Genomic DNA, 12,573 nt, shown 5'->3' on the forward strand with positions numbered 1-12,573 from the left:
GGCGGGGCCAGCTTGCAGATGACAAAACATCGAGGCCGCGCCCAGTCATAGACCGGCAAGTCGGATGGGCTGGCTGAACCTGACCGCCCTGCCCTTCCTCAATTGTCCGGCTTAATCCTATCGCGCCGGTATTTCCTGCCGGAAGCGCTAAGCGGCAGCGTCAACCAAACAGACTGGCGAGGCTTTTGCGGAAGCTATTGGCCATCGAAACGACTTCTACCGCCAAATCGCGTTGCGATTTATAGGCTGCCAGCCGGGTCGATTCTTCTTCCATATCCGCATCGACCAGGCGGCTGACGCTCTTGTCCAATGAATCGCCAAGAGCGCCCACGAAGGACTGCTGCTGGTCGATACGGTTGGACATGGTTCCGAAGGAGCTACCGAGACCCTTCAATTTGGCGGAAATTTCTCCAACGACGGCAACCATGTCGTCGAGCTCTTCCTTCGTCGTGTCCGCCGAAATCGCGATTTCCTGGCCACCCGGCGGCGTCGTTCCATCTGGGCTCATCAGGTAGTAGTCACGGGACGCAGCCGTACCGTCGGGGTTGAGCGGGGATGCATCGATCACCCTGCTGAACAGACCGCGCGCCGGGTCGTTCGTGTCGATGAGCACCGTTTCAGATGTCTTGATGCTGAGATATTGCAGACTGATCGACCCGTCAGGACCCTTTTTGTAAGAGAAGGGAACAGACTTGGTGTCGGTCAATTGGGGGGCAGTGTTGTACAGCCAGTTGTCGCCTGAAAAAGATGCGGCCTGAGCCACGGACGCCAGGTTCTTCTTGAGTGCCGATATCGACCCATTGATCATCTCGCGATTGGTGCTCGGGTCATAGGCGGTGATCAACTGCGTCATGATCTTGTCGAGAACCTCAATCGACGAAGAGACGGCCTCGTAGGCCGTATCCACTTTGGACGCGCCAAGACTTAAAGCATCGCCGACGCTGCTCAAAACGCTACCCTCGGACTTCAGGTTCTTGGCGGTGGACCAGTACCCGGCATTGTCCGCAGCCTCGCCGATTTTCAAGCCGCTACTGGTGACCTTCTGAACCTTGTCCAGATTTTCATTACTGAAAAGCAGTGTTTGAAGAGCGCTCTGCACGTAGCCAGAGGTCATGATTTTCGTCATGTCAGCAGTCTCGAGGCGAGTAAAACACATGCCATTTCTGGCGGATCGACCCCATCCTCATGACAAGGCAAATAGCGGACCGGCTGCGGCATTCCAGGCAGAGCCTCTGACGGCTTGCGTGTAAAGACGGTTAAAAAAGCCAAGGCGAATCAAAAGATTGCCCAGTAGACCATCAAGCCATGATGAAACTTGTGCGAAGCTGGAGACGTGGCCTTTGACCAATATTGCCGCTTCAATAACAAAGACCGCGCTTTCCAGAAAACGCGGCCTTTGTTCTGTTCTGGCGAAAGACTTTACTGGCGGAACAGGGTCATCAGGTTCTGCGAGCTGGAATTGGCGATCGACAGAGACTGGATTGCCAACTGTTGCTGTGTCTGGATGGCGGAGAGTTTTGCCGACTCTTCTTCCATATCAGCATCGACGAGGCGGCTAACGCCCGCCTCGATCGCATCCGACAGCTTGGCGGAATACTTGTCCTGGAGATCGACGCGGATCTGCAGAGCGCCGAGTGCGGCGGCAGAGTCGGTCATTCTGCTGATCGCGGTTTCGACCGTGTCCATGAAGGTGTCGATCTGACCCTGCGTGGTGATGCTGGTCAACTGAATGGTCATGACGGCGCTGAGAATGCCGCCGCTGCCGACATTGTTGGCGATCGTTGCGAACAGGGCATAGGTTTCGACGTTGAATGTCGCCGTCGTAACCTTGACCGTTCCGTCGGCTTCGCGAATGAAGCCGTCGACGACGCTGGCCTCCGTATTGGTCGATACCATCCAGTTTTCGCCGGAGAAGGAGGCACCTTGTGCGATGGCCGAAAGCTGCTCCTGAAGCTTGCCGATTTCGAGCTGGATCTGACCTTTGTCCGTCGACTTTTCACTCGCTGTTACCAGCTTCGCCTTGATTTCGTTGACCGCGCTAATGGCGCTTTCCATGGCCGCATAAGCCGTATCAACCTTCGCTGCGCCCACGCCAAGTGCGTCGGAGGCGGCGTTCAGGGCCTTATTGTCGGAATTCATCGTGGTTGAGATCGACCAATAGGCCACGTTGTCCTTGGCCTGCGCGACCTTGTAACCTGAAGAAACACGGTCCTGCGTGTTGGACAGGGTGGTATTGATGTTGCGCAACGTCTCCAATGCGGACATAGCGGAGGTGTTGGTCAGAATGCTGGTCATCTTAAGTGGCCCCTTTGGCAATCTCTGGAAGAAGGGACATTCCGGTCAAGCCGGGAAACGCGTCGGATAGCTTCATGCCTACCGAACTGTGGGTTCGGTGCGCTGTTTCGATGAGCACAGAAAACAGCTTTATGGTTAACAAACGTTTAAATGTAGGGAAGTTTTTACTTCAATGAACGCCACGTTAATGTGGGAGGTCGACGTTAACCATCCCTAATTATCTGATAATAATGAATATTTTTGTTTTCGACCAAAACGAAAAAAGCCGCGCTGACGCGCGGCTTTTCATTAAAACGGAAGCGATTAGCCTCTGAACAGCGACATGATGTTCTGCGAGCTGGAGTTCGCAATCGAGAGCGACTGGATCGCCAACTGCTGCTGGGTCTGCAATGCCGACAGGCGCGCGGACTCTTCTTCCATGTTCGCATCCACCAGGCGGCTGACGCCAGATTCGATGGCATCCGACAGCTTGCTGGAGAACTTGTCCTGCATGTCGATACGTGTCTTCAGCGCGCCGAGGGCTGCCGCACCATTGGTCATCTTGCCAAGCGCCGTCTCGACGGTGTCGAGGAAGGTGTCGATCTTGCCTTGCGTGGTTACGCTGGTGAGTTCGATGGTCATGACAGCGCCAAGGATACCGCCACTGCCAACGCCGCCGTCGATGGTGGAGAACATGGCATAGCTGCCAGCCTTGAAGCTTGCCGTATTGATCTTAACGGTACCGTCGCTTTCACGGATGAAGCCGTCGACAACTGTCGTGTTGGTGGTGTTCACCATCCAGTTTTCGCCGTTGAAGGATGCTGCCTGGCCGATTGCCGAGAGCTGTTCCTGAAGCTTTTTGACTTCAAGTTGGATCTGTTCCTTGTCGACCGAGGTTTCACTCGATGTGACGAGCTTCGCCTTGATTTCGTTGACGACGTCAATAGCGCTGTCCATGGCGGCATATGCCGTATCGACTTTTGCAGCACCAACGCCCAGTGCGTCCGTCGCAGCGCCGAGGGCCTTGTTGTCGGACTTCATGCTGGTGGAGATCGACCAGTAGGCAACGTTGTCCGACGCCTGCTCTACGCGCATGCCGGAGGAAACGCGATTCTGAGTGTCGGTCAGGTTGGAGTTGATCGAGCGCAACGTCTGCAGTGCGGACATCGCGGATGAATTGGTCAGAATGCTCGTCATTAAAACTGCCCCTCTGGCAAGTATAAAAGAAAGGGACATTCCGGTTTTACCGGTAAACGACGTACAGCGTCATGCTCGCTGAGTGAACCTATTAACACTTCAGCCGTCGTTCTGATGAATTCATCTAACAACGTTAGGGTTAACAACGGAATAATATATAATTAAAATAGGGTAAAAATAGAAATTAATCAGTTAATACGTTTTTAACTTGGGTTAATAAAAAGAAAAGGCCAAGTCTTGCGACCTGGCCTCTTTAATATTCTCTTTACGGCTGAGCTTAACGGAAGAGCGAGAGAATGCTCTGCGAGCTGGAGTTGGCAATCGACAGCGACTGGACCGCGAGCTGCTGCTGGGTCTGCAGTGCAGACAGACGAGCAGACTCTTCTTCCATGTTTGCGTCTACCAGGCGGCTGATGCCAGCGTCCATGGCATCGCTGATCTTGCCCGCGAACTTTTGCTGCAGGTCGATGCGGGTGGACAATGCACCGAGAGCAGCAGCGCCCTTGGTCAGGCTCTTCAGAGCGGTTTCGACAGTCGTCAGGAAGCCGTCGATTTTGCCCTGCGTTGCAGCGCTGGTGAGTGCAATGGTCATCACGGCGCTCAAGATGCCGCCGCTGCCAACACCGCCGGCGATCGTCGAGAACATGGCATAGCTTGCAGCCTCGAAGTTCGCCGTGTTGATCTTGACGGTGCCATCGTCCTTGCGGATGAAGCCGTCGACAACCGTCGTCTTGGTGGCCGTGACCATCCAGTTTTCGCCGTTGAAGGATGCAGCCTGGCCGATAGCCGAGAGCTGTTCCTGCAGCTTCTTGACTTCAAGGTTAACCTGATCCTTGTCGACAGAGCTTTCGCTCGCCGTAACCAGCTTCGCCTTGATTTCGTTAACGACGTCGATGGCGCTGTCCATCGCAGCGTAAGCCGTATCGACCTTTGCAGCACCGACGCCCAGCGCGTCAGTCGCGGCGCCGAGCGCCTTGTTGTCCGACTTCATGCTGGTGGAGATCGACCAGTAGGCAACGTTGTCCTTGGCAGATCCGACCTTGAGGCCAGAGGAAACGGCGTTCTGGGTGGTGTTCAGCTTGCTGCTGACGTCGCGCAGGGTCTGAAGTGCAGCTGTAGCGTTTGCATTGAAGTTGATGCTAGACATGATTGCCCCTTTTTTACGAAATACATGAGAGGGACATGCCGGATTTCACCGGCGTAAACGGTTCGGCATCATGCCACTCGGGTCCATTTTCTGAAGGACACCAAACCCGTCACGTGACGATGAAAATGGCCCCCAAGCATTTCGAACTTCTTAATTTGACCCGTTGAATGCCCAGTTCCGGGGGCTACAGTTAACGTTGTGTGAACGGCTTGAAACGGATCTCGGGGCAGCACTCACGCTTTCCCGTTTCGAGCAAGGTTCATCCTGTAGGGTCGGTTGAATTTTCTATTCGCCGCAGATCGGTCAGCACCCCGGGTGGTGCCTTCCGAGATGTCGAGCAAGAGGACGCAACGGACCCAATGTTAAACGAAATCAGCTATTCGGCCGCTTCCAAGCATTTCAAGACGGGACGCTACACAGAAGCGCTGACGACGTTGAACCGGCTGATGGACACGAACCGGGATGCCCGCACCTATGCATTGCTGGCGAAAACGCTGCTTCAGCTTGGACTGAAGGAACAGGCCGCCACGTCCTACGAACTTGCCTACCAGCAAAACGGTCTCGATGCCGAAACCTACCTGGTCGAGAGCATCAAGCTGTTTTACGAATGCGGCGAGAAAGACAAGGCTCTGGCCCTTTCCAACCGGCTCATCCACCGGTTCCACAAACATCTGGACGTGGCCTACATCGTAGGATCGCTGCTGCTGGAGCGTGGCGAAAACCGTATCGCCCGGACGTTGAAGACGATCCTGATGAAGAGCGAGAATATCGAGCATATCAAGCTCGGCGCCCGCATCGCGATCACCACTTGGGATCTTTTCGATCCAAGCGATATCGACACCGCCCGCGTTCTCCTGTCGAGATTGCCGCACAACAATCCCGTGCGCCTGATGTATCTGGTGTTTAGCCGCGAACACAGCAGGTTCGATAATATCGAGAAACATCAGCCGATCATCGATGCGGCCGTGGCAGCAGGCGATACGTCTTTCGTTTCGCTCGACGGCACCTTCTTCAATCTACACTGGAGCGGAGACGAATATATCAACCAGCTGGCGCGCTCCAACACGCCAGACTTCAGCCCCGATATGACCGCACGGCGTCGGGCAATGCCACATGAGTGGGGCAAGAAGATCCGCGTCGGTTACCTATCGTCGGACTTCTTCGACAAGCACGCCACGATGAAGTTGATCCGCCGCGTTCTGGAACTGCATGACCGCGATCGTTTCGAAATCACGCTCTTTTGCCATTCCGACGAGGCATTGCTGAAGACAAACGAGGCCGACCGAAGCCTGTGGGGCGACGTCGTGACCATTCGCGATATGACGAACGAGGAAGCGCACGCAGAAATGCGCGCACGCAACATCGATATCATGGTCGACCTGAAGGGACATACGGCCGGCAACCGGACCTCTATCCTCAATATGGGCGCTGCACCCATTCAGGTGGCATGGATCGGCTTTCCAGGGTCGGTCGTCAATATCGATCTGGATTACGCCATCGGCGACCATTACGTGCTGCCGGAAAGCTCCAAGCCCTTCTATCATGAAAAGTTCGTTCGCCTGCCGGAAACCTATCAGCCGAATGATCCGGTCAACCGTCCGTTGGCAAAGCAGGTCAGCCGAGCCGATGTCGGCCTACCCGAAGATGCCTTCGTCTTCGCCTCTTTCAACGCCAACCGCAAGATCACGCCGCGCGTCATCGAACTGTGGTGCGATATCCTGAAGAAGACGCCGAACAGCGTGATCTGGGTGTTGCATAACAGCCAGGTGAGCGCGGTCAACATCATGAAGAAGTTCACCGAAAGTGGCATTTCGGCCAAGCGCGTGTTCCTCATGGGCAAGCTGGATTTCGAACTTCACCTCAACCGGATTACGGCAGCGGATCTCGGTCTCGACACCTTCCCGGTCAATGGCCACACGACGACGTCCGAACAGCTTTGGTCCGGCTTGCCTGTCCTCACAGTCAAGGGCACGAATTTCGCCTCGCGGGTCAGCGAAAGCCTGCTGAATGCCATCGGCACGCCCGAACTCATTGCCAGCGACGAAGAAGAGTATGTGAGACAGGCCGTATTCTACGCGCAGAACCCGGACAAGCTGAAGGAGGTGCGCGACCGTATCGCGGACAACCGTTTCGTCACGCCGCTCTTCGACGCTGAACGCTTCTGCCGTCATCTGGAGACCGCCTATGAAATGATGGTGGAACGGGCCAAGCAGGGCGACGAGCCGGATCATTTCGATGTGCCGGCACTGCCAAAACGCGAAACTCCCTTCCTCGATCGGTAAGAAGCATCCAGGAAGGCTCCCCCATGAGGAGCAAAGTTCAAAGCAGAAAGGCCGCTTCGGAATAGGCGGCCTTTCTGCTTTACGATCAATATCTTCATCGCCAGGCCACGCGGTCCACGCGTAGGAAGACGGTATTATGGCTCTCTATTCCGAGTAGAGTTCTCCGGCCGACGTCACGATCTTCCATCGTCCGCCATCTCTCGTCATCGAAATCAGCCGGCTCTCATCAGGCAGGACAGAGCCAATCTGGACGAGGAACATGCCGGACTTATCTTCGATCAGCGCGCGGCCGTTGGAGACATGCAACAGCTTGAACTGCACTCCGCCCGGGAAGGGTTGCGGATTCATGGGGTTATCGGCATTCAGGTCGCCGGTCCCGTTAGCGGGAACCGTCGCCGTAATGACCGAGTCCAGTGCCGTGTCTGCGGCGTCCTTGCTTTCGCTGCCTGCAAGGGTATCGTCGGCGTGCGGCATGACTGCATCGCCGCCGCCACCGCCGCGCTGCGGAACATTCATCAACGCTTCCCAGCCACGACCGCTCATGCCGAATTTTTCCGGATTGAGGAAGACGTACCACGGCAAGGCGGCAGCGGCTGCTGCGACGGCGATCAGTCCACCGGTGAGTATTCTGTCGAATTGCGTGGTTGACTGCGCCTCAGTGGTCTTGCGCTTTCTAATTTTCATGATCAGGGTCCCCGACGCTGTGCGGCTGCCATCTGGCTGTTCACCGGCGCGTTTCTCAGCGCATTTGCCAATTCTGCATAGGCGTCGATCACCGTTGGATCGCCCGGCGATTGTTTGAGAACTTCATAGACGAAGGGGACCTGCTTGACGGCCATATCAAGCTCCGCATCGACGCCCGGACGATATCCGCCGATCAGACGCAGGTCTTTGGTTTCTTCGTAATTGTGGATGAGCGACTTCAGTCGCGAGACCAGCTTGTGCTGGTCGGGCGTCCAGGCCTTGTGGGACAGACGCGAAATGGAGGCCAACGGATTGATCGGGGGATAGCGCCCCTCATCTGCCAGGGACCGATCGAGCACGATGTGACCGTCGAGAATGCCGCGGGTCGAATCCGCGATCGGATCGTTATGATTGTCGCCATCGACAAGGATCGATATGATGGCCGTGACCGTACCTGCCCCCTCCTCGCCGGGCCCTGCCCGTTCCAGAAGCTTGGGGAGTTCGGTAAAGACGGATGCCGGGTAGCCACGCGCAATCGGCGGCTCACCGGCGGCAATCGCAACTTCGCGAATGGCATGGGCAAAACGCGTGATGCTGTCGGCGATGAAGAGGACGTTTTCCCCCTTATCGCGGAAATGCTCGGCAATGGTCATGGCAACCAGAGGCGCCATCTTTCGCAGCATCGGGCTCTCGTCGCTGGTAGCGACGACGGCAATCGACTTCTTCATATTGTCGCCGAGCGTGTCCTCGATGAATTCGCGGACTTCGCGACCACGTTCGCCGACGAGCGCAATGACCACCCTGTCGAAGGCATCTGCTCTGGCGAGCATCGACAGAAGCGTCGATTTGCCAACACCCGAGCCCGCGAACACCCCGAGACGCTGACCCAGGCAAAGCGGCGTGAAGATATCGATCGCTTTCACGCCGGTACGGAAACCGGAGACGACGCGGCTGCGGCTCATGGATGGCGGCGGCAATGTCATCACCGAGCGCTTTTTCGTGCCTTTCAAGAGCGGCCCGTTGCCGTCTATCGGTTTGCACAGCGAATTGATGGTACGCCCGCACCAGCTATCATCGGGCTGGACACGAAACTCTCCATCACGCAGCACAACGTCGTTCACGCCGATCGGATCGCCGGGTTCAATTGGGCAGACATAGATGAGGTCCGGCTCAACACGCACCACCTCGCCGAGATGCAGACCGGTTGCGCTTTTATGGACGACGAACTCACCGAGCCGCACACGTTCCGAAAGGCCGCTGACCGTATAGTGGCCAGCCGCGATGGTGCGCACGCGGCCCCCGCGTGAGACGGGCACGCCCGACGCCAGTTGCGAGGCCGCGATATGCGCAAGCGCATCGAGTTTATGAAACGGCGAAGGCTGCGGCTGAATGTCCATCATGGTCTATGCCGGTTACTGACCGCCTCCAAGCGTGCGGATCGCCTGGGAGAAATTGTCCTCTGTCGACTTCATCATCGACGAAATGCCCTCGAAAGCGCGGTTGACCTGGATCAGCTGCGTCATTTGTGAAATGCCGTTGATATTGGATTGCTCGACATAGCCCTGGACAATGCCAACATCACCTTGATCCACTACCGGCTGCGGCGCCTGGGAAAAGATCACGCCACTATTCTCATAGCGCATGAAACCCTTGCTCGGATCGGCGGTAAACAGCCCGATCTGTCCCATGGTCCGACCATCCTGAATGATACGTCCATCCGCACCGACGCTCGGTTCTCCCGCAGCTGGATTGAGCTGGATCGGCGCACCGCCGGAATCGAGAACCGGAAAGCCCTTTGTCGAAATCAATTGACCGGTGGTCGACATGGAGAAGCGGCCATCGCGGGTGAGAACCTGTCCCGACGGCGTGTTGATGGCAAACCAGGCATCGCCCTTGACCGCAAAGTCGAAAGAGTTGCCTGTGCGCTCCAGCTCGCCGTTCTGCGTCGAAAGGTAGTCGTTGCCCTGCGTTACGAAGGCAATATTGGCACGCAGATCGTTCTTCGTCTGCGCCATGACCTGATTGAACTTCACCTCAGTGCCACGAAAGCCAACGGTATTCATATTGGCGATGTTGTCCGCGATGGTCGTCAGGCGGCGTTCCAAGGCGATCTGGGACGAGATACCCACGTATAAACCAGACTGCATGCTCTTCTCCTGTTTGGACTTCAGACCAAGGACGTGCGGCAGAATGCGCCACATCATGGCCTCAAGGCCTAGAGGCGTTTGCTTGCGCGAAACTTTTGGTCCGCGGCACCCGGGGGTCAGAACCCAGCCAAAATAGGCAATCGCAAATCGACGAGCCGTACGTGAGAAAAGAAACGACGAGACGTCGTGAAGTGCCTGACGGAAGATCCGGCCCAGTGCGATCTGGCGATGCCTTCTCTCCTCTTCCATCTCAAGCAACTAACCGATCTCTGCCGGCAGCGCCTACGATCTTCTTTCCGAGAGACAGAAAAATCATTCCCCTGACCAGCGCCGTCGAATGTCCAAACGGACACCAAGCCAGCCTCGCGCAAGGCATGATGCCTAACCATTCGGGAGAAAAATTGGCTGAGGTGTGAGCGTCAGATGAATATCGTTATTGGACTGGTTATTACTTTCGGCTGTATTCTCGGCGGCTTCATGGCCATGGGCGGCCATCTGGACGTTCTGGTTCAGCCGTTCGAACTTGTCATCATCGGTGGTGCCGGTCTCGGTGGCTTCATCATGTCCAACCCGATGAAGGTGGTGAAGGATTCCGGCAAAGCGCTGGGCGAAGCCTTCAAGTTCGCCGTGCCGAAGGAACGTCACTATCTCGACGTGCTGGGTGTCCTCTACTCGCTGATGCGCGACCTGCGAACAAAGTCCCGAAACGAGATCGAAGCCCATATCGACAATCCCGAAGAATCCTCGATCTTCCAGACCGCGCCTTCGGTCTTGAAGAACAAGGAGCTGACGTCCTTCATCTGCGACTATGTCCGCCTGATAATCATCGGCAACGCCCGCAGCCATGAAATCGAAGCGCTGATGGACGAGGAAATCGAAACGATCCTCTACGACAAGCTAAAGCCTTATAACGCGATCACCGCGATGGGCGATTCCTTCCCGGCCATCGGTATCGTCGCGGCCGTTCTCGGCGTCATCAAGGCCATGGGTAAGATCAACGAGCCCCCTGCCGTTCTCGGCGGCCTTATCGGCGCGGCCCTCGTCGGAACCATGCTTGGTATTCTTCTTTCCTATTCGATCTGCAACCCGCTGGCATCCCAGGTCAAGATCGTGCGCTCGAAGCAGCACAGGCTTTACGTCATCGTGAAGCAGACACTGATCGCCTATATGAACGGCTCCGTGCCGCAGGTCGCACTGGAATATGGACGCAAGACCATCTCCGGCTACGAGCGCCCATCAATCGACGCCGTCGAGCAGGAAATGATGAACCCCGGTGGCGACCAGAAGGCGGCTTGATATGGCGGACGTTGCTGAACAGACCCCGATTGCTCCAATGGACCCCGCTCTGCTGGCCAAGCTGACCGGTGGTCTTGGCGACAACAAGAAAATCGGAAAGATCGGTGCCGACATCGGTCAGATCTATACCGCGTTTCTTCCCGATGTTTTTCATAGCCAGACGAGCCTCTCCATCGAAGTCGATTATGAGGGTTGCGAATCCGGACTGATGACCGATCTCGTGGCCAAGCTCGGCAAGGATTACGCCGTTTCGGACTGCTCGCTTCGCAACTGGTGCAACAATTTCATGATCGGCATCGGCAACGGTTTCGTCATGGCGTTGATGGAGCGCATGCTGGGCGCGGCGCCCGATACGATCATGGAGCCGGAAGTGCGCCCTCTGTCACAGATCGAACTCGATCTTGCCGCGTTGGTGCTCGACCGAATCGCTGGTGTGCTGCGTTCTTCCGTCAATGCGCCCGGCGGCTTCGAGGCCATGATAGAACCGCCCTTCAACGCAACCGGAAAGAGTGCCTACGAAGAGGCCATGTTCGGCCAGTTCGGCATGCTGATCCGGCTGAAGATCCTAATCGGCAAGGTTGCTTCCGACTTTGCGCTGATCGTGCCTCAGCGCACGCTTCTCAAGACGACGATCGTTGCGCCGAAGCCTTCGGCCGGCGCATTGAAGAAGCAGGAAGAGTGGATGGAAATGATTTCCGAGCAGGTCAAGCGTTCACAAGTGACGCTTGAGGCGAAAATCAGGCTCCAGACACTGACACTGAAGACTATCTCACGCCTCGTGGAAGGAGACGTCATTCCTTTCCGGGACGCGAAGCAGGATGATATCTGCGTCGAAGTAAGCGCAAACGGTGCAAAAATGTATAATTGCGAGTTTGGGCGAGCCGGGGACCGCTACATGGTTCGGGTCAAGAACAACGTCTCTACGGATGACGAAATCCTAAGACATCTGATGGGTTGATCGCTCGCGATACAATCATAGGTTTTAGGCAGGCTGACGCAAGTTTCAAAAGGAATAATTATCGCATGGCTACGAAAAAGACCCCTTTAACCGACGACGACCTGATGCCTTCGCTTGATGACGCGGGCGATCTGGACAACGCTATCGGTGGGCTGCGCGACGTGTTGAAAAGCGACGCTGAGGGTTCGCTCTCCACCTTTGGAGACTTCGGCGATTTCGACGCCGCCGATGAAAGCCCGATGGCGATGGGGGCCGATCTCGGTGCCTTCGGTGGCGCAGCCGAGATGTCTTTTTCCGCAGCGCCGCCGCTTGGTAGCGGCCTGTCGGATAACATGGATCTGATCATGGACATCCCGATCGATGTCCAGATCGTTTTGGGAACCAGCCGCATGCTGGTATCGGGTCTGATGGGCCTGGAAGAGGGAGCAACAATTGCGCTCGATCGACGAATCGGCGAACCTGTTGAGATCATGGTGAACGGTCGTTGCATCGCACGCGGTGAAATTACCGTTCTCGAGAACGACGAAACGCGTTTTGGCGTCAAGCTTATTGAAGTACTGAGTACCAAGAAGACCTGATCCCTGTGGG

General features: G+C 56.3%; 10 protein-coding genes and 1 pseudogene. 4 read left to right on the top strand and 7 right to left on the bottom strand.

Going from position 1 to position 12,573, the window contains the following annotated elements; all coding sequences use genetic code 11:
- Window positions 1–160: 160 nt before the first annotated feature.
- The 4 genes from QZ869_RS00625 to QZ869_RS00640 all read right to left on the bottom strand — a co-directional run bounded on the left by QZ869_RS00625 (window position 161) and on the right by QZ869_RS00640 (window position 4,618).
- Window positions 161–1,126 (bottom strand): flagellin, encoded by a 966-nt coding sequence (locus tag QZ869_RS00625; protein ID WP_296018225.1) that lies wholly within the window; start codon window positions 1,124–1,126, stop codon window positions 161–163.
- Between the two features lie 293 nt (window positions 1,127–1,419).
- Window positions 1,420–2,295: a flagellin gene (locus tag QZ869_RS00630; protein WP_296018223.1), complete on the bottom strand. Its 876-nt coding sequence runs from the start codon at window positions 2,293–2,295 to the stop codon at window positions 1,420–1,422.
- 303 nt (window positions 2,296–2,598) lie between these two features.
- Window positions 2,599–3,471: a flagellin gene (locus QZ869_RS00635; RefSeq protein WP_296018222.1), complete on the bottom strand. Its 873-nt coding sequence runs from the start codon at window positions 3,469–3,471 to the stop codon at window positions 2,599–2,601.
- A 277-nt stretch (window positions 3,472–3,748) separates the two neighbouring features.
- Window positions 3,749–4,618, bottom strand: coding sequence for a flagellin (locus tag QZ869_RS00640; protein ID WP_296018220.1), 870 nt, complete (start codon window positions 4,616–4,618; stop codon window positions 3,749–3,751).
- 359 nt (window positions 4,619–4,977) lie between these two features.
- On the opposite strand from QZ869_RS00640, the gene QZ869_RS00645 reads away from it, so the two are divergent.
- Entirely contained in the window at window positions 4,978–6,900 is a 1,923-nt protein-coding gene (locus QZ869_RS00645) for a glycosyltransferase family 41 protein (RefSeq protein ID WP_296102012.1), read from the top strand.
- Between the two features lie 144 nt (window positions 6,901–7,044).
- On the opposite strand, the gene QZ869_RS00650 is transcribed toward QZ869_RS00645, so the two are convergent.
- The 3 genes and pseudogenes from QZ869_RS00650 to flgF form a co-directional block, all read right to left on the bottom strand.
- Window positions 7,045–7,584 (bottom strand): flagellar protein, encoded by a 540-nt coding sequence (locus QZ869_RS00650; protein WP_296102015.1) that lies wholly within the window; start codon window positions 7,582–7,584, stop codon window positions 7,045–7,047.
- A gap of 2 nt (window positions 7,585–7,586) precedes the next feature.
- Window positions 7,587–8,894 (bottom strand): annotated as a pseudogene (gene fliI / locus QZ869_RS00655) (flagellar protein export ATPase FliI); the annotation flags it as partial.
- Between the two features lie 102 nt (window positions 8,895–8,996).
- Window positions 8,997–9,731 carry a flagellar basal-body rod protein FlgF gene (flgF, locus tag QZ869_RS00660; protein ID WP_296018214.1) on the bottom strand — a complete coding sequence of 245 codons (735 nt, stop codon included), beginning with the start codon at window positions 9,729–9,731 and terminating at the stop codon, window positions 8,997–8,999.
- A gap of 423 nt (window positions 9,732–10,154) precedes the next feature.
- Here flgF and motA point away from each other — a divergent pair, with 423 nt between their 5' ends.
- The 3 genes from motA to fliN all read left to right on the top strand — a co-directional run bounded on the left by motA (window position 10,155) and on the right by fliN (window position 12,563).
- Window positions 10,155–11,027, top strand: a complete 873-nt coding sequence (motA, locus tag QZ869_RS00665) for a flagellar motor stator protein MotA (RefSeq protein WP_296018213.1) — start codon at window positions 10,155–10,157, stop codon at window positions 11,025–11,027.
- 1 nt (window position 11,028) lies between these two features.
- Window positions 11,029–11,985: a FliM/FliN family flagellar motor switch protein gene (locus QZ869_RS00670; RefSeq protein ID WP_296102016.1), complete on the top strand. Its 957-nt coding sequence runs from the start codon at window positions 11,029–11,031 to the stop codon at window positions 11,983–11,985.
- 65 nt (window positions 11,986–12,050) lie between these two features.
- The gene (fliN, locus tag QZ869_RS00675; protein ID WP_296102047.1) at window positions 12,051–12,563 is read left to right on the top strand and encodes a flagellar motor switch protein FliN; all 513 of its coding nucleotides are present in this window, start codon (window positions 12,051–12,053) and stop codon (window positions 12,561–12,563) included.
- Window positions 12,564–12,573 lie beyond the last annotated feature (10 nt).

Origin of the sequence: uncultured Agrobacterium sp., from assembly GCF_913777885.1 — a bacterium.
Lineage (GTDB): Bacteria > Pseudomonadota > Alphaproteobacteria > Rhizobiales > Rhizobiaceae > Agrobacterium.